Below are 18591 nucleotides of genomic sequence, written 5' to 3' on the forward strand. Positions count from 1 at the left end.
CCAACACCTCACAGGACGTGCCAGGGCGACGCCCTTCAGCCGGAGCGTGCAGCAACAGACGGGCTCAATCCGTCGACCGAGACCGTTGCCGGGTCGATCGCGCCAGAGTTGATCGCATCGGACATCGCCCGCAGCTGGCCGCGCCAATGCCCGGGCTCGATCACGACGCAGCACAGCGCCGGCGTCGACACGAGGGCCGGAAGTCTGCCCGCAGCAAGGAGCTCAGTCAGCCGGCGCTGCGCGGTCGCAGGGACGCGCACGGACCCGTTCTCAGTCTCAAGCCGCAGATGCACCCCGGTGCCTCGCCCTGCGCGGGGCGTGGCGAGCTCGAACCCTTCCCCACTGACCTCACTCAGCGCCTCCTGCAGCTGCCGCCACTCAACGGTCCTGACGATGTCCTGGATCCCGAAGTCCTTCTCAGCATCTCCGGGCTCCGAAACCTGCGGAGCTGGCCCATGCTCCGGGGCCTCCAGCGGGGTCTCCCCCGGCGTGGACGGGTCGGACTCGGACGCGACCTCGGAGACCGCCAGGCGGTCCACGCCCGGGATGACCTCCCCGTCGTCGTCACTCGAGATGCCCGGGTCCGAGCTCGAGTCCGACCTACGCGGCTCCGGGGTGCCGTCAGCCAGCATCCACCCCACGGCCAGGACCGGGTCGCCCTCAGCGTCACGATCAGGGTCCTCCACCGCCATGAACTCGACGTTCGACAACACGATCGAATGCTCGAGCGTGGTCTCCGTGCTGGACTCCCCCGTCACCTCGTCTGTGACTTCCCGCTCGACCTCCCGGATGCGAACCGTGCCGCGGATCTCAACCAGATCCCCGAGCTCCGGCATCCCGATCTCCTTCAGGTCGGAGTGGACGTCCGCGAATCCGACTGTCTGGATCGAGGTGTGTGCGTTCTCCAACTCCATCGTCACCATCCACGTGCCCTTGCGGGTCAGCCGCTCCGTGAACGCAGAGACGACTCCGCCGGTGCGGACCCTGGCACCGTCCGTGCCGGGCAGCTTGTGCAGCCCCACGGGTGGCTTAGGCGCTGCGTCGTCGCCCGCATCGACCCGGTACAGGTCGGCGATCTGGCGAGCGAGGGCCTTCGTGGGATGGGTGCCGGTGATCGCGAGGATGCTGGCCCGCTGCCGTGACGCCTTCTCCAGCACCGAGTACTCCATCTGCGGGAGGCGAACGCCGGGATCCTTCGCGACGGCGCGGGAAGCGATCACGTGCCCCAGGCGGTATCCATGGCCGACGTGGTCGAACGCGCCGGCCTGAGCGAGAGCCGTCAGCTGGGCGCTGGTGACGGACTTCTTCTTCCCGCCGTCGTCGCTGGCGGGCACGATCACGCGGGTGGCGACCTCAGCCATCGAGGCGAACTTCCCGCCCCGGTCACGTTCGGCGACGATCTCGGCTGCGATCGCTCCGACGCCCTTGATCTCGCCCAGTCCGAGCCAGACTGCACCGTCGCGCGCGATGGTGTGCTCGTCGGAAGTGTTGATGTCGGGGGCCTGGACGGTGACGCCCTCGGCGCGCAGCGAGCGGATCGTCGCAACGCGCAGGTGGGCCTTGTCCTTGCCGGAACCGGTGAACCGCAACACGGCAGCCCCGAACTCGGCCGGCCAGTTCGCCTTCAGGTACGCGGTCTGGAAGGCCAGGGCCCCGTAGGCCGCAGTGTGCGAGCGGTTGAACGAGTAGCGTCCCGAGCCCTCGAACGCGGTCCACAACCGTTCCGCGGTCTGCGCGGAGATCCCCGGGACAGGGGACTGTCCGTCCTCGGCAACGCCCGTTCGCTGAGCGCCGGCAATGAAGTCGGGTTTGAGGGAGTCGATCAGGTCTTGCTTCTTTTTCGAGATCGCACGGCGGAGGTTGTTCGCCCTTGCCGCGTCGAACTTCCCGACGATCTTCCCCAGGCGCATCATCTGCTCCTGGAACAGGATCACGCCCTGAGACTGCCCCAATACGGACGCAATCACGTCCTGCTCGGCGGGATCGGTGGTCAGGGAGTCGTAGGAGACGGGTGCCTTGCCACCTGTGCGCTCTGCCCATTCGGTGTGCATGCCGGCGCTCATCGGACCCGGCCGGTAGGCAGCGATCAGCGCCGCGAGGTCATCGAGCGTGTGAGGGAGCGCGGTAGTCAGCAGATCGCGCATCCCGGCGGATTCGAGCTGGAAGACGCCGGTGGAGTCGCCGCGGCCCAGCAGCTCCCAGGCCGCCTCGCCGCGCGGGCCGTCGGTGCGCAGCTCGAGCAGGTCGAAGTCGATCTCGCCCTGGGTGGCGATGACGTTCTGTTCGGTGGCCTTCACGATGTCGAGGTTCCGCAGTCCGAGGACATCCATCTTCAGCAGCCCGAAGTCGGCGATGTCCCCGCCGTCCCATTCGGTGACCCACTCCCCCTCGACCAGACGCATCGGCACCAGCGGGGTGAGGTTCTCGTCAGAGACGACGACCCCGCAGGGATGCGTGCCGGGGCTAACGACGACTCCTTCGAGGACGGCGGCGTACTCCATCATCGTGGCCACGCCGTAGCGGGCCCGGCGCCGCGTCCCCGGGCTGGGTAGGTCATCGCCGTCCTGGGCCGCGAGGTGGTCGCGAAGGGTCTGGCCGGCCTCGTAGCGGTCCCGCAATGCGGCGGCTTCTTTCGCGCTCATGCCGGTGGTGTCCGGTGGTTCCGCACGTAGGAGCATCGCCAGGCCCGCGCAGTCGGTAGGGAGCTGCTTCTTGACGTCGGCGACGGTGCTGACGGGGATCTCGAGGTAGCGGCCGGCGGAGTCGATGGCGCGCTTGGCCTTGTTGGTGCCGTGCATGCCGAGGCGGCACACGTTGTCGTGGCCGTAGCGGACGGATAGGTAGTCGATCACCTCACCGCGACGTTCCTTCTCGAAGTCGACGTCGATGTCGGGCATCTCGGTCCGCTCGAGATCCAGGAACCGCTCGAACAGCAGTCCGCCTTCGATCGGGTCGATTCCGACGATCTGCAGGCTGTACGAGACTGCCGAGCCGGGTGCTGACCCGCGGCCGGGACCAACATGGATCGGATCCTTGAGCTCCCTGTCGGGGTGCTCGGTGTCATGGTCGTGGCGGGTGGTCCAGTCGTGGGCGGTCCAGTCGGAGCGGGCCCACGTGATGAGGTCTTCGACGAGCAGGAAGTAGTCCATGACGCCGAGGCGGCAGATCACCGACAGCTCGAACTTCAGCCGCGCGGACACTTCGGTGGGTAGGTCTTCGCCCCAGCGTTGTACAGCGCCGGCGTGGACGCGATGCATGAAGTAGCTGAACGTGACAGGATCCGTGCCGTCAGCGGCCGAAGACGGCACCGTGTAGCGCTTGAACGTGCCGTCCTCGAGGCCGGTGGTGAACCAAGCCGGGATCGGGAAGCTCGGCACCCGCAGCCGGGTCTCGGGGAAGACGTCGGCCTCGATCCGAGCGGCGATGCGCACGGTCTCGTCGCAGCCCCGCTGCCAGATCTCATCACCCGGTCGCAGCGCGCGCATCTGAGCCTCGGTGCGGAAGAACTGACCGGAGCCACTGAACCGGTACCGGTCAGGATCATTGATGGTGCGGCCGGACTGACCCAACGCGATATGGGCCTCGTGGACGGGCTGCTCGTCTTCGGCGATGTAGTGGGAATCGTTGGTGACCACGACCGGCAGATCGTTGCGGGCCGCGATCTCGTACAGACCGGTAAGGGCGCGTTCCTGGGCTGCCTGACCATGGTCGGCGAGCTCGACGTACACGTTCTCGCGACCGACAGCTTCGATGAGCCTCTCAAGATTCGCCTGTGCCCGCTCAGCTTCTGCGGCGTCGGCTGCGGGGTCGGCGTCGGTGATGCGGGAAAGGGGTCCGGCGATAGGACCGCCGACGCAGCCGGTCAGTACGATCAGACCCTCGGCGTGCTCAGCGAGAAGCTCGTAGTCGATCAGCGGATACTTCCCCGCCTTGGACTCCTGCGAGCGGTTCGACATCTCGATGAGGTTCTGCAGGCCGGCCTGGGTGGAGGCGAGGATCGTCAAGTGTTCGTAGCGCTTCGTCTTCGTCGCCGCCCGAGTGCTCGAGGCCGAGGAGCCGCCCGGGTCGAGATCGTCGGAGTCCGCGGCGACCTGGATCGTGCCCGGGTCATGCCGGGTGCCGGAGACGACGACGTAGGCCTCGATGCCCGGAATCGGCGTGACGGTGCCGGACTTCGCACAGGCGGTGCGGAGAGCCCAGAGGGAAGCGAGTCGTCCATGGTCGGTGATCGCCAGAGCGGTCTGACCATCGGCTGCGGCAGCGTCCACGAGGCGGGCCACGGAGGACAGACCGTCGAAGTCGGAGTACTCCGAGTGGGTGTGGAGGTGGACGAAACCAGCAGTGCTCACCGAGATCCCTTTCGACGCCATTCCCGTGCAAGTGCGCAGTGGGCGCGGCGGCCCCCTCGCGGGACGAGCCCGGCAAGTCGCTCGTTCGCAGTTTCGGCGCCGTCGCACTCCCCCGGTCCGGAACCGATAGAGAATTCCCTTATAAGGTCATACCGGGGAACGTGGGATATGTACGCAAACCCGGGCTGACCTGCACATTATGCGTTGGCACCACGGTGGCACTGACCTCGTGCGCAGAGCGCCGGAAATGTGTTCCGACCTGCTGCAACAGGCGAATCTCCCAGAAATGGTGAATGGTGGCACCTCGTTGGCGAACCCGGGGTGACCTGCACGGATGCTTGACAATCCTGAGGCGGCTCAACCCGCTCATTGGGCGGGGATCCTTCCTGTCGAGGCGTGCACGTTGGCGCAGCGCCGACGAACCCCCCTGCAAAACTGCAGGTCAGACTGGGTTTGCCAACAGCGCCAACGGGGCGCCAACGCCTGAGAGTCGGTATTTGTGCAGGTCAGACCCCGTTTGACACCAAATCCCACATTGCGCGCCGGAAACTGCATACGTATAGGGGATCTGGTTTCATATCTCCTCTTACTACTACTACCTACTTCTCTATAAAGGTTATAGTGGGAGATGTGGGATATGGGGGTAAACGCGAACTGACCTGCACGTTTGATGGGTGGAGCGCGTTGGCGTTGGGGTGGAGCAAATCGCCGAAAGCGTAGATGACCTGCGTGAATGCTCCGTTGGCGCATGTTGGCGCTACCCCTTCAGCGTCGGCACACCGGGGTCGCTGGAGCCTCCTTCGCATATGGGTTGGGTGAGAGCACCTTTCGACCCTGGAGGCCCACGATGCACACCCGACGAGCGCGGTACCTGCTGCAACCCGGCGAGCCACTCACCCTGCCCGAGCGGACCGTCCCGCAAGTGCTGCGGCTCGGCCTCGCCCGCACCATCCTCGGTCTCGACGACGCACGGATCCTCACCTCCCCCGCCGTCGCGATCCCGCTGCCGCGCTACACCGACGGGCTCCCCCTGCGCGGCACCCCCGGCATCCGACCCGAGGCGCTGCGGTTTCCGTTCATGTGGCTCCCGGCGCCGCTGCGAGAGCGGTTCGAGATCGACACCGGCGACACGATCACGCTCGAGTCCGACGACGCCTGGGCACTCAGGGTCGTGTTCGAGATGTGGGGGTCCGGCCTGTACGACATCGAGACCGCCGGCTGGCTCGATGTGCTCGCCCTGTACGACCTCGACCCCGACGACCCCGCGACCCAGCAGCGCATCCAGGCGTGGTGGGCCGGCGCCGAGGACGAGACCCTCGACGCGATCGACCTCTCCGGCGCACTGGTCCCAGAGACCGCCGAGGACTCCGACTGGGCCTCCATCGCGTCCCTCGCGCTCGTCAAGTCCTTCGACAAGGCGTCCATGGCGCTGTCGGCCGTGGACATCGTCGCGCTGTGCGAGCTCGTTACCGAAGGGGACCTGACCCCGCTCGGGACCAGCGATCCCGCCCGAGCCGTCAGCTCCCTGGTGCGAATCGCCCGCACCCGCTTCGCCTCCAACGGCGACGTGTCCGCGCTGCTGGCCCACCTCCAGGCCCAGGCCGACTCCCCCGGCGCCGACGGACCGATACTGGTCGACGAGATCATCTCGCAGCTGTCCGAGATCGCGCAGGGCCTGTGGACCGCCTACGAACCCGTGCTCGTCGAAGTCCTCGCGAGCTTCACCGAGGACAGCCTCGCCGGCGCCGGGACGGAGGACCGATGACCACCGCCAGTGCCCACGTGCAGCGGACTCGTCACCGGGTGCCCGGGTTCGACCCGCACAACGACGCCCACGTCGCAGCGGTCGAAGCGAAGCTCAGCGACGAGGCCGGAACCGGCTTCCGCGTCGTCGGCTTCGACCCCGAGACGCAGACCGTCACCTTCGAACGCACGAGAGCCGTGACCGAGGTCGCCGCCGAGAAGGGCACCACCCGGCTGATCGCGAGCCTCCGCACCGGCGCGAAGCCCTCCGACGGGGAGCGAGAGGCGATCCGGCTAGAGAACCAGAACCCCGGCTACACGATGACCCGATTCGAACCGCACCTCAGCCATGCCGTGCTCGAGAAGCTCCCCGAGGACGCGATCCGCTGCCGCGGAGCCGTCGCCGTCAGCCTCGCGGTCAAGCCCTGGCAGGTCCAAGTCGCCCGCCGCCGCGGTGGTGGCTTCGTCCTCGACCTCCCGACCAGCTATGTTCCCTCCCGGCATGACGGGAAGCTCACCGAGGTCGCGGAGAACGTGATCGGCCGGCCCGGCTGGTACGTCGATATCGACGCGAAGGCCCTGACAGCGCAGATCATCCCCGCCAGGCCACCGACGTTCCCGGCGATGATCCCCTACCCCTTCGACCGCGACATCCCCACGTTCACCTCCCCCGCCGACACCGCATGGACGCAGGCACCGCTCGGCTGCGCGCTAGGGCATCCAGGAGACACGACCGGGCCCGAGTTCCGCCTCGACCTCGCCAGCGCCTCCCACACGCTGCTGCAGGGCCTGCCGATGTCCGGCAAGAGCGTGAACATCAACGCGTTCGCGTACTGGATGCTCCAAGTCGGTGCCGAGCTCGCCATCGTCGACACCCCCGACAAGGCCGTCGACTTCGAATGGATCAAGCCCTACGTCCGCGACGGCGGCTGGGGATGCGAGAGCTACGAGGCGATGGTCGCCACCTGCGGCATGGTCTACGCCGAGGGGAAGCGCCGCGCCGCTGTGCTGAAGCGCCGCGGGATCAACAACTGGTTCTCGATCGGGGATGATCCCACGTTCCTGCCGATCGTCCTGATCGCCGACGAGTACACCGGCCTCATGACCCCCGAACGCGTCCCGAAGGCCCTCCCGAAGGACCACCCGATGCGGGTCGAGGCCGAGGCGACCAACGGGTTCAAGGACATGGTCGCCACGTTCATCCAGAAGATCGCGCTCGAGATGCGGTTCGTGGGCGTGCACGTGTTCGTCTCCACCCAGCTGGGCAACACCAAGACCGGCGTGTCCACGGCGCTGAAGGCCGCCTGCGGCAACAGGTTCCTCATGGGCCCCAACGCCTCGGACAACCAGCGCGCAAACGCGTTCTCAGCCCCGGACTCCGTTGCCGAGGTCCCCGAGAACGTGAAGACCACCGCCGGGGTGTCCAAGGGCGTCGGCGTCACCGAGACCGAGGGGCAGCCCTCGCGAGTGTTCAAGGGCTACTTCGCCCCGACCGCCACGTTCGCCGAGCACCTCGCCGCCTCCAGCACCGTCCGCCGCACCGCGCGTCCGGAGCCGACCCAAGCCGAGATCGCCGAGCACACCGGCATGGACGACCTCGACAACGGCGCCGGCCAGCTCGGAGACGACGACCCCTGGAACGGCCGCCGAGTACCGAAAGCCGAGTCCGATCGGGCCTACAACGAGGACGGGACCGAGCTGCGGGGGGCCGCCGCAGCTGCGCACGCGGCGAAGGCCGCAGGCGCCTGAGAACTGTCGGAGCCAGGTCGTCAGATGCGGTCAGTTCTTCGATCCGGTACAGCAGCGCCCTGGTTCGCGAGTCGGTATGCCTGGCGCAGAGCTTCGAGCTGTGCCGCGTTGTACAGATCGAGGACGGCCTGGTTCAACGCTTCTATCGCCTCGCTTCCCCGGTAGCCGGCCGCGACGGGCGGGGTGATGGTGCCGGGGTACTGCTCGTGGATGGTGCGGAGCACGGGCGCCAGCTGTGCGGCGATAGCTCGCACGGTGTTGTCATCGGCGTCGGCCGGCAGGGTGTTGAAGCCTTCGTCGGCTTCCTGATGGTCAGTGGTGATGCCGTGCAGGTCCCGCATGCCTTGCTCGTCGAAGAGGACGCCGCTGATCGTGATCATCGCGCGGTCCGCCTCGGTGAGGCTGTCGGCGACGGATTCGAAGCCGGGTGGGACGTCGGGCCCGGCGGGGTGGGCCATCAGGGCTGCGAGCTCAGCGCGGACGGCCTGTTGGCGTGCGATGGATTCGGCGAGCTGGGCGTCGAGCCCACGCATCACCTCGAGGTAGCTCTCATCGGACCTCCCTGCCTGCGCGATCTCGGCAAGGGACATCCCCAAGTCTCGCAGTCGGGTGATCTGCAGCAGGCGCACCAGATGTTCGGTGCCGTACTGCTTGTACCCGTTTGCTGCCCTGCCGGGCACCTCGAGCAGCCCCACCGAGTGATAGTGCCGCACGCTCTTCACAGTGGTGCCTGCCAGGTCGGCGAGCCGGCGCGTGCTCCAGGCCATCAGCGGTTACTTCGCGGCGTGTACATGCCCCCATCCTTGCGGAACCCACGGCGGTTGGGAAGCGAACTCTTGACCGTGCCCCCGGGGCACCGTTTCGGATGGGGTCATCCGTGATCGACCCATCGAGGAGCACACCACATGACCAGCACCGAGCACCGCCCACGCCGACTCGAGGCTGAGGAGCTCTTCGCCGACCCCGCCTTCGCCAGCCCGCTGATCTCCCCCGACGGGAACCGGCTCGCCTACCTCGCTCCAGCCCACGGTCGGCGCAACGTCTGGGTGCGCAGCATCGACGAGGAGCACGAGGACGCCCGCTGCGTCACCCACGACGAGCGGCGCGGCATCTCCACGTTCTTCTTCTGCGATGACCCTCGCTGGTTGTTGTATCTCCAGGACACCGACGGGAACGAGGACTGGCACCTGTTCCGGGTGGATCTGCGCTCCCCGGACGCCCCAGCCTTCGACCTCACGCCGCTGGCCCCGGGATCCCGGGTCTTCGCCGCGGAGCCGCTGCGCTCTCGGCCCGCGACCGTGCTCACGACGATGAACCGTCGACCGGCCGCCCTGGACACGTTCCTCATCGACGTCCCGACCGGCGAGATCACCCTCCACCACGAGCAGCCTGGCCCGGGGCAGGACCTGCTCCTGGACGGCGACGGCGAACCTGCTTTCCTCGCCCGCGTCACCGACGACGGAGACACGGAGTTCTCCGCGATCGATCCGGCGTCCGGTCAGCACCAGGTGCTGTTGCGGGTCGGGGGTGCGGATCACCCGATGGGGGTGGAGATCCAGCAGGCGGCTCCCGACGGTTCGGGCCTCGTGCTCGGCAGCTATCTCGACGGCGACGACATGAAGCTGGTACGCGTGGACCGCATCACCGGGGAGATCCGCGTGCTCGCCGCCGTGGAGGGCTGGAGCCTCGACATCCTCAGCGTGCTCGCCCCGGGCGTGCTGCCGCCGACCCTGTACACAGACCGCCACAGCGGAGAGATCCTCGCCGCCCGGTTCACCGGACCCAGGCCGCACATCGAAGTGATCGATCCCGCCTTCGCCGAGGTGCACGCCGCATTGTCCGAGCTGTCCGATGGCGTGCTGGGATCCCTGTCCTCGGACCTCTCCGGACAGCGCTGGATCGCGACCTTCCTCCACGACCGCGACCCGCACGTGGCCTGGTTCCACGACCGCACCACCGGGGTGAGCCGGCGACTGTTCCCGCCGTCCCCGCACCGGGCTCCAGAAGATCTCGCCCCCATGGAGCCCATCTCGCTCACCGCCCGGGACGGCCTGCCCCTGCAGGGCTTCCTCACCCTCCCCCGTGGACACCCACCGCGGGACCTGCCGCTCGTACTCGAGGTGCACGGCGGGCCGTGGGTGCATGACAGCTGGGGCTTCAACCCGCAGGCCCAGTTCCTGGCGAGCCGCGGGTATGCCGTGCTGCAGGTGAACTACCGCGGCTCCTCCGGGTACGGGCGGCGCCACACCCTCGCCGCGGTCGGGGAATTCGCCGGGGCGATGCACGATGACCTGCTGGACGCGGTGGACTGGGCGGTCGCGCAGGGGATCGCTGATCCGGAGCGGGTGGCTATCCTCGGTGCCTCCTACGGCGGGTACGCCGCGCTGGTCGGCGCCGCTTTCACTCCCGAGCGCTTCGCCGCGGCCGTGGACATCGTCGGCATCGCCGACCTGACGAGCTTCCTGAGGAACCTGCCACCGGTGAGCCGCCCTTACCTGCGCAGCAACTGGCTGACCTACGTCGGCGATCCAGAGGACCCGGCGCAGGAGGCGGACATGCGGGCCCGCTCCCCGCTCACCCACGTTGACCGGATCACCACTCCCCTGCTGATCGCCCACGGCGCGAACGACGCCCGGGTCCAGCGCACGGAGTCCGACACCCTCGTCGCCTCGCTGCGCGAACGCGGCGTCGCCGTCCGCTACCTGCTGGCAGACGACGAGGGGCACGGCTTCGGCAACCCGGAGAACCAGATCCGACTCCAGCAAGCGATCGCGGAGCACTTCGCGACCCACCTGTGATGACGCCCCCGCAGATCCGCATAACCAACCAGGAGGAGAGAGCATGGATATCATTTGGGACGAGCACGGGACCCCGACCATCACCGCCGAGGACGAGCTAGAGGCCTGCCGAGGATTCGGCCGCGCGCAGGCCCTCACCCACGCCACCGCGGTGCTCGAGCTCTACGGGGTCTCCCGGGGAAACGCTGCGGCCCTGTGGGACGAGGAGTTCCTCGAGGGCGACGTTCAACATGCGAGGCTCGGCCTCGAGGCCGCCATGGAGACTTGGTGGCAGGCACAGGGCGCCGCCACCCGCACGAGATTGCAAGCCTTCTGCGACGGAATCAACGAGGCCTGCGCGGAGAACCCCGCTCTAGGCGGGGACCGTCGCGAAGTGCTGCCCGTCGGCCCCCGCGATGTCGTAGCCCGCACCTTCTCGATGTTCTTCGAGTTCTCACGCTTCTGGGACCAGGGACTAGCCTTCCCACCCGTCGGCGGTCCTGGCCTCCTGGGCGGCGGCTCGAGCGCCTGGGCTGTCAGGGCGGAGAAGTCCTCGACGGGTGAGGCGATGCTGCTGATCAACCCGCATATCCCGTGGATCGCCCCCTACCGGATGTTCGAGGCGCGGACCTTGTCCCCGGAGCGCAGCTGCCACGGCGCGACACCGATCGGGCTCCCCTGGCAATCCTTCGCCTACACGCGGAAGATCGGGTGGACCCACACGGTGAACCCGCTCCCGCAGCTATGGGTTTACGAGCTTGAGGTCACAGGCGACCGGTACCTCCACGACGGCGCGCTCGTCCCATTCGAGACGCAGGAACACCTCGTGACCGTCCGCGGCGCCGAACCGGTGCGCGTGATGGCTCGGCGAAGCATTCACGGCCCGGTCATCGAAGCACCCGACGGCACCTTAGTCGCGATCTGGGTCGCCGGGGTGTTGCACCAGCCGGTGACGACCGCGCTCGAGTGCTGGTGGCAGATGTCCCTCGCTGAGACCGTCGACGAGCTCTTCGATACGCAGGAGCAGTGGCCGCTGCCGATGTTCAACGTCCTCGCCGCCGACTCGAGCGGATCGGTCGGTGCCGCCTTCTGCGGTGCCACCCCGGCCCGGCCCGGTGGCACCTTCGATGACTCGCGACGACGGCTGCCCGGCGACGACCCCACGCAGATCTGGACCCGTCTGAACCCTCCCCACAGCCTGCCCCGAGTAGTCGATCCGGAGTGTGGCTGGGTTCAGAACGTCAACGAGACGCCCTGGTGGTTCTGCGACCCACCGCTGAACCCGGGCGACTACCCCGACGGGATCGCGCCCGGCCCCGATCAGCTTCGCGATATCCGGTCCCCGCTCTCCCGGACGGCCCTGGGCCGACCCGGCCCGATCTCGCCGCAGGATCTGCTGGCTCTGAAGTGGGACAGCCGGGTGCACCTGGCCGATCTGGTCCTCGACGACCTCCTCGCCGCCTGCTCCGGGATCGCGAAACTCTCCGAGGCCGCGAGCATCTTGCACGCGTGGGACCGTCGCGCCGACGAGGGCAGCCGCGGCTATCTGCTGTTCCACCTGTGGGCGCACGATCACTTCCCGGTCGGCGACGTCGTCATGGACAACAGCCGGCTCACGCCATCCCTCGAAGCCGGTGGGCTCCCGACGGGCCTGCGCGACCCGGATGCGGCCGTCGAGGCCCTGCGTCGCGCGGCACACCGACTCGCAGAGCTGGGAAGGTCGCTGGATGCTGCGTACGGAGAGGTCGCCCGGATCGGCACCGGGTCCGACGAGGTCCCGGCCAGCGGCGGACCCACCTACTTCGGCCTGTTCAAGTGCCTCGAGATCGTTCCCACCGAAGGTGCCTGGCCTGCCATCGGCGGAGACACCTGGATCTCCTTGATTTGTCTCGGGTCCTCTGCACCGACCGCCTCGGGCCTACTGGTGCCCGGGCCGGCCTCGGAGGCAAAGGCCCCCACATCTCGTGCACAGACCGCCTTCTTCGCTGCCGAGGAGCTCGTCCCCCACCCTCTGCTGCCCTGATCCGGGCGCCCCGCCCGCAATCCACCGACACCCCCATGGGAGTGCTATGAGCACGACACCCGGTTCACAGACCGAATCCTCCACGACGCCCGCCCCCTGCGTCGATCGGGGCTGCCGCACGAACAGGTGACAGTTGTGGTGTCAGGCCGCGAGGCTCACGGCCGGGTTCATGATGGTCTCGTATTCGATGGGGGTCAATCGGCCCAGGCGAGCCTGTCGGCGACGGCGGTGATAGGTCCTCTCGATCCAGGTGATGATCGCGATCCGCAACTCCTCTCGAGTCCGCCAGCGCTTGCGGTCCAGGACGTTCTTCTGAAGTAGCGAGAAGAACGATTCCATCGCGGCGTTGTCGCCGGCAGCACCGACTTGGCCCATCGATCCGATGAGGTGATGACGGTTCAGGGCGTGCACGAACTTCCGGGACCTGAACTGGGATCCCCTGTCCGAATGCACGATGCAACCGGCGGTGTCACGACGCCTGGATACTGCGTTGTCCAGGGCGTTCGCCGCGAGACGGGCCTTCATCCGGTCGCTGATCGAGTAGCCCACGATCCGGCCGGAGAACACGTCCTTGATGGCGCAGAGGTAGAGCTTGCCCTCGTCGGTCCAGTGCTCGGTGATGTCGGTGAGCCACAGTTCGTTGGCGTCATCGGCGGAGAAGTCCCGCTTCACAAGGTCGTCATGGACCGGCGGACCGGGGCGCTTTCCGTTCTTGCCGCGCTTCTTCCCGAACACGGACCACCACTGGTTGTCGCGGCAGATCTTCCACGCGGTCCGCTCACACATCACCTCTCCGGCCTCGGCGGCTTCTCCGACGAGGAACCGGTAGCCGAACTCAGGATCGTCGCGGTGGGCGTCCAACAGGGCGTTGGCTCGGTAGGCCTCGACGAGCTCGGCCCTGGTGATCTGCTGCTTCCGCCAGCGGTAGTAGGGCTGGCGGGAGAGCTTCAGGACCCGCAGGGACACCGCGACGGGGATGCCGTCAGCGGCGAGCTCGCTCACGAGCGGGTAGAACCTTTTCCCGGCAGGTTCGCCTGGGACAGGTAGGCGGCTGCGCGGCGCAGGACCTCTTTCTCCTGCTCCAGCAACCGGTTCCGGCGGCGGAGCTCGCGCAGTTCCGTCGAGTCCTCACGAGTCTTGCCGGGACGGTTGCCGTCGTCGATGTCGGCTTGGCGGATCCATTTGTGGAGCGTCATCTCGTGGACGCCGAAGTCCTTCGCGATCTGCGCGAGGGTGACGCCGTCTTCGCGGGACCGGGCCACACGCACGACGTCCTCGCGGAACTCCTGGGGGTAGGGAGCGGGCATGGTGCACATCCTTCCAGGCCGCCTACGGGCAAGCCAGATCAGATGTCACCTATCGACGCGGCAGTCCCATCCGGCCCGACCTTTCGGGGCGCATCTGACGATGCGCTGGTCTCCGAGTCACAGGTAGCTTCAGGTGGCGCCGCCTCGGTGCCTATCTCGGAGTGTTCGCCGTCCTCATGGTGGCAACAAACCTCGTACTGCAGCTGATCCACCCCTCCCCGCTCTCGCTGTTCGCCGTCTCCGGCACGACGGTGACGTTGCTGGCGATGGTGCTGCTGACTACTCCTCTGCAGGCTGCCGCCGAGGAGATCATGTTCCGCGGCGTGCTGACCGCGTCGTATGCCTCCTGGGTGCGGTCGGCCCGCCCCGCGGTGATCGTCGGGATCATTGGCTCGAGCACTCTGTTCACGGTCCTGCATACGAGCGCTGACCTGTGGATGATCGTGAACTACCTCGGCCTCAGGGTGAGCTGTGCGCTCATGGCCCTGCTCGGGCGGGACCTCGAGGCTCCCATCGCCTTCCATGTCATGAACAACGTCTTCGCGATGGGGATCGGCGCACTGTTCGCGGACGGTGGCGGCATCGGCCAGGAACGCGGCGCCGGGTCCGCCGGGCCCTACCTGCTCCTGTTCCTCCTCGCCGAGGCCGTCGCGGTGCTGATCGTGTGGCACGCCGAGAAGAGACGTTTTCACGCCCAGCGCTGACCACTCCGCGTCTCAACGGCAGGGGACGTCGGCGCGAACGCTTTGCGGTCCGGCGTGCTGGGTGACGGCGGCGCGGTGCCGCTCACTTCGTGTCCGAACCTGTCACGCCATCTACGCCTGGCATCCACTGGGGAGCGAGAGCCATGTCTGCTGCGGCGTACAGCGCCTCGGACTCCCTCTGTGCCAGGGAATCCTCGGCGGGCAGCGCGCGTTCAAGCGCCAGGCCGTTGAGGACGGTCCCCAGGTGGCGCGCTCGACGCGGTATGTCGGCGACCGGCAATGTGCCCACCTCCTCGGCGAGCGTCCCCAGCCACCCCTCCATCCGGCGCTGACCATCGCGCTGCATCGCGAGATAGGCCTCGCGCATCGCCTCTGTCTGCTCGACCGTTACGAAATTCTCCATGAGCAGGACCATCGAGTGGCGTGCCTCGGAGCCGGTCCCGGACATGTCGAGCACCTGGCGCAGGCAGTGCACGAGCCGGTCGCGGGGAGGGACGGCGGTGTCGTCAATGCTGATGTCCGGGAGCATCCAGTCGTAGACACGGCTCATGACCTCGTCCCGCAGCACCTGCTGGGTCGGGAAATGATGGCGCAGGGACCCCGTGCTCACCTCGGCGCGCGCAGCGACCGCGCGCACGCTGAGCCGGGCGGTCACGCCGTCCTCGCCGATGATCCCGGCCGCAGCGGCAAGGATCCGTTCGCGCGTGGTCAGCTCTGATCGCTCACCCATGCACACCCACCTTTCGTCTAGTACATCGTACTAGAACGGCGTGCTAGCGTGCCGGGAACCCGACTAGCACAGCGTGTTAGTCCCACGTCGAGCACCAAGGAGTCCCTCTGATGTTCCAGCAATGGAGACGCCGTCGGGCGATCGCGCGCATTGCGTCCGGTGACGGCAGTGCGTTGCGCCCTTTCCGGATCTGGCAGCTCCTGAGCCGATCCCTGATGCACCTGGACCTGGCCACCACTGAGGGCACGGCGCGGTACAGCGTCGATGTGCGGCAGTGGAAGACGGATGAGAACGGCTACGTCATGGTGCACCTCTACCGCAACGGCCTGCACCACGCGGCATCGAGGACACCCGCGTTGTTCCCGGTCGATGGTGGGACGATCGAAGTCGCTACCAGTGCCTTCGGCCTCAAGCGCTGCCACTACGTCGCTGACGACGGCATCACGCACCAGCTCTCGCCAGATCCTCGCTCCGCCGAGGGACGCCGCGCCCGCTTCGAGCATCGCAGTCCCGGGCTGAGCCGAGCCGTTGGTGCCCTCTCGATCATGGCGCTACTCGTGGGCGTGGCGCTGCTGCTGCAGCAGATCGCCATCCCGATCTTGCAGATCCCGCCGATCGCCGAACAGATCGGCCCCGTCGAGCCGCTGGTCCGCCTGCCGCTGTGGCTCACCATCACGCTCGGGATCGCGGCCGCAGCCGGCAGCACAGAACGGGCCCTACGACTTCGCTACCACTGGCTGCTCGACGCAGCCGGAAACTAACCCTCACGACATCCCCGGCACGCACGCCAGGAAGGCGCCCATGAACTCGCACCCCTCTCGCACAGCTCGCCGACGCTACGGCACACATCTCTCCCTAACCTGGTGGAAACCAATCGTCCTCATCGTGGTGCCCCCGGTGGCGATGATCATCCTCCAGATCATCCTGTTCACCATCGTGGGTCTCATCGATCACGGCAGCGCCCAGGAGGAAGCTGTCGGCCCCCTGCAGCTGCTCGCAGTAAACCTGAGCATGGGGATCACCGGCGTGCTCACCGTCCCGCTGATATCCCGGTGGGCGAAGGTCCCCTGGCGCACCATCCTCAGCTTCCCTCGGGCATTCGACAGGCGCCGCCTCGCTAGCTATCTCCTGTGGGCCCTCGGGGCCACAGCGCTCGCCAACGGGTCACTGGCACTTTTCGCCCCCGGTCAGACCCCATGGGTTGGCTTCGGGGTCACCGGGACAACGGCGGCGCTCCTCGTGGTCATCATGCTGACGACCCCTCTAGCGGCAGTCTCGGAGGAACTGATGTTCAGAGGGGCGATGATGCCTGCCGTCGCGTCCTGGGTGCGTCCGGAACGGATCGCCCTGGCTCTCGGAGCAGTCGTCTCGAGCCTCGCCTTCGCGGTCACGCACCTCGCGACCGACCCGTGGCTTTTCGGGTACCACGTCTTCCTCGGACTGGCTACCGCAGTGATGGCGATCCGCAGCCGGGGCCTTGAGGCACCGATCGGATTCCACGTCGCGAACAACACCTTCACCGCTGCCCTCAACACCCTTCTCGCAGGAGGAGGCGACTTCAGCGTCGCCCGGACAGCCGGATCGGGTGGACCTCACCTTCTCATCCCCGCCTTCTTCGTCCTCACCCTCGTTCTCGTCGTGTGGAGACGGGAGGGGCGTGCCGCGGAGCTTCCGATGGTGAGGACGCGCGACGCTAAGACGGCGCGCTAATGGACGGTCTTGTGCTTGCAGTACATCTATTCAGGCACTCTGGCCACTATGCCTGCCTTTGACCAGGCTCAGTAGGCGGTGCCGAGGTCTCCCTCGATTCACTATGCGATTCCCGTCTCGCTGAAGTGCACCGCGGTGCTTGCTTTGTCGAGCACGTAGGCGCCCCCACCACGGTCCGCCGCACCAGTCGACCAGAGCCGACCCGGGCAGAAATCGCCGAGCATATCGGAATGGACTACCTCGACCACGGTGCCGGCCTATTCGGCGACACGACCCCTGAAACGGACGCCGCGCACCGAATGCTGACTTGGGTCAGATCTACAGCCAGGACGGGACGGAGCTGCGGGACGCAAATGCTGCGGCGCGGGCCGCGCGAAAAATTGGAGCATGAATCGGGATCGGAGCGGGAACCTGGATCTGCCGCCCACTGGTGCGGGGTGACTATCCCGCACCCAAGGAACTGAGGAAGCACCCGTGAGCACCTCCAGCACCCACACCTCCAGCGTTCCCGAGGAAGGCGCCGGCAGGTTCTGCCTCCGCATCGGGGAACGCACCGTACGGGCGGACCGCAACGACGAGCTGCTCGCCGCGGTCATCGGCCCCGAGTACCTCGAGGAGTCCGATCCCGAGGTGCTGTTCCTGATGCGTCTCGAGCAGGCGATCGTGATCGCGACCGCGGTGCAGGAGTCGATCGTGGCCGCCGCCGTGCAACGCCGCGACCTGGACGAGACCACCGACGAGGAAGTGTGGACCGCGCTGCTGGCGGAGCGGGAGACCGTCGACCCCGGGGTGCGGTGGGAACACCAGATCCCGCTCGTGCTCGTGTCGAGCCTGTTCGCTCCGTACACGGACCGGGACCAGCCGATCGGGAACATCGCCTGGGTCGACCCCACCGACGACGTCACCATGCTGGAGACGCTGCAGGGCCTGGGGGTCATTGAGCTGCTCGAGCACGGCGACCTGGCGGTTGCCTGATGCCCCCAGCCATGGTGACCGCCACGGTGCCCCACCGGACGAGAACGGCCGAGAACCCTGATCGGGTGGTGCCGCTCGTGCCGCAGATCGTGGCGTACCTGTGCGGGCAGTGCGAGGTCACCACCGAGGCCCGGCTGCACCCGCGCGCACCGATTCCCGTGCTCTGGCCGTGCCGGATCTGCCGCGAGGGTGCCGAGTGCACAGTGGAGGCCGACGACGGCATCGAGCTGATCGGTATGCCGGCTTCCCTGAAGCGGTACCAGCGCAAGGACCACTGGACCCACCTGTCGGAGCGCCGCACCGAGGCCGAGCTCGAACGGCTGCTGGCGGCCCGGCTGGAGCTGCTTCGCGCCGGGAAGCTGCACGCCGGCCCATCGCACATGTAACCAAGTCTTCGGTCCCTCCCGAGCGCTTGGAGGGCCGGTTCCTGCATTTGCCTTCTCCCATCGCAGCTTCCTTGTGATCGTCGGCTCGGGTGTCCGGGGTACGTCGTAGGTTCGAGTCATGACTACTTGTGGGGCGTG

General features: G+C 67.5%; 13 protein-coding genes. 9 read left to right on the forward strand and 4 right to left on the reverse strand.

The window, feature by feature from the left end:
* Positions 1–35 precede the first annotated feature (35 nt).
* Positions 36–4349 (reverse strand): DNA polymerase III subunit alpha, encoded by a 4314-nt coding sequence (gene dnaE / locus JOF43_RS13975; protein ID WP_209902937.1) that lies wholly within the window; start codon positions 4347–4349, stop codon positions 36–38.
* A gap of 847 nt (positions 4350–5196) precedes the next feature.
* Between dnaE and JOF43_RS13980 the strand changes: the two genes are divergently transcribed.
* A complete protein-coding gene (locus tag JOF43_RS13980) occupies positions 5197–6114 on the forward strand; it encodes a hypothetical protein (RefSeq protein ID WP_209902939.1) in 918 nt (305 codons plus the stop codon).
* Positions 6111–7841, forward strand: a complete 1731-nt coding sequence (locus JOF43_RS13985) for a hypothetical protein (RefSeq protein WP_209902941.1) — start codon at positions 6111–6113, stop codon at positions 7839–7841. The genes JOF43_RS13980 and JOF43_RS13985 overlap by 4 nt, the downstream gene beginning before the upstream one ends.
* A 20-nt stretch (positions 7842–7861) precedes the next feature.
* Here JOF43_RS13985 and JOF43_RS13990 read toward each other — a convergent pair whose 3' ends face one another.
* The gene (locus JOF43_RS13990; RefSeq protein WP_096197816.1) at positions 7862–8608 is read right to left on the reverse strand and encodes a MerR family transcriptional regulator; all 747 of its coding nucleotides are present in this window, start codon (positions 8606–8608) and stop codon (positions 7862–7864) included.
* A 138-nt stretch (positions 8609–8746) separates the two neighbouring features.
* Between JOF43_RS13990 and JOF43_RS13995 the strand changes: the two genes are divergently transcribed.
* The gene (locus JOF43_RS13995) at positions 8747–10639 is read left to right on the forward strand and encodes a S9 family peptidase (protein WP_209902943.1); all 1893 of its coding nucleotides are present in this window, start codon (positions 8747–8749) and stop codon (positions 10637–10639) included.
* A gap of 43 nt (positions 10640–10682) precedes the next feature.
* Positions 10683–12641 carry a penicillin acylase family protein gene (locus JOF43_RS14000; protein WP_209902945.1) on the forward strand — a complete coding sequence of 653 codons (1959 nt, stop codon included), beginning with the start codon at positions 10683–10685 and terminating at the stop codon, positions 12639–12641.
* Between the two features lie 141 nt (positions 12642–12782).
* Here the strand turns inward: JOF43_RS14000 and JOF43_RS14005 are convergent.
* A protein-coding gene (locus tag JOF43_RS14005) for an IS3 family transposase (RefSeq protein WP_245353993.1) occupies positions 12783–13948 on the reverse strand; the annotation gives its coding sequence in 2 pieces (ribosomal slippage) (positions 12783–13661 and positions 13664–13948; 1164 coding nt in all).
* Between the two features lie 161 nt (positions 13949–14109).
* Here JOF43_RS14005 and JOF43_RS14010 point away from each other — a divergent pair.
* Positions 14110–14652 carry a CPBP family intramembrane glutamic endopeptidase gene (locus JOF43_RS14010; protein ID WP_209902946.1) on the forward strand — a complete coding sequence of 181 codons (543 nt, stop codon included), beginning with the start codon at positions 14110–14112 and terminating at the stop codon, positions 14650–14652.
* Positions 14653–14734: 82 nt separating this feature from the next.
* Here JOF43_RS14010 and JOF43_RS14015 read toward each other — a convergent pair whose 3' ends face one another.
* Positions 14735–15382, reverse strand: a complete 648-nt coding sequence (locus tag JOF43_RS14015) for a TetR/AcrR family transcriptional regulator (RefSeq protein WP_245354113.1) — start codon at positions 15380–15382, stop codon at positions 14735–14737.
* Positions 15383–15492: 110 nt separating this feature from the next.
* Between JOF43_RS14015 and JOF43_RS14020 the strand changes: the two genes are divergently transcribed.
* The 4 genes from JOF43_RS14020 (at position 15493) to JOF43_RS14035 (ending at position 18453) form a co-directional block, all read left to right on the forward strand.
* Positions 15493–16143 carry a hypothetical protein gene (locus JOF43_RS14020; protein WP_096197820.1) on the forward strand — a complete coding sequence of 217 codons (651 nt, stop codon included), beginning with the start codon at positions 15493–15495 and terminating at the stop codon, positions 16141–16143.
* Positions 16144–16183: 40 nt separating this feature from the next.
* Entirely contained in the window at positions 16184–17092 is a 909-nt protein-coding gene (locus JOF43_RS14025) for a CPBP family intramembrane glutamic endopeptidase (protein WP_245354114.1), read from the forward strand.
* Positions 17093–17566: 474 nt separating this feature from the next.
* Positions 17567–18067 (forward strand): hypothetical protein, encoded by a 501-nt coding sequence (locus JOF43_RS14030; RefSeq protein ID WP_209902948.1) that lies wholly within the window; start codon positions 17567–17569, stop codon positions 18065–18067.
* Complete coding sequence (locus JOF43_RS14035; protein ID WP_209902950.1) at positions 18067–18453, forward strand: RNA polymerase-binding protein RbpA; 387 nt, start codon at positions 18067–18069, stop codon at positions 18451–18453. Before JOF43_RS14030 ends, JOF43_RS14035 begins: the two co-directional genes overlap by 1 nt.
* Positions 18454–18591: the final 138 nt, after the last annotated feature.

Source organism: Brachybacterium sacelli, assembly GCF_017876545.1.
In the GTDB taxonomy this organism is placed as follows: Bacteria; Actinomycetota; Actinomycetes; order Actinomycetales; family Dermabacteraceae; genus Brachybacterium; species Brachybacterium sacelli.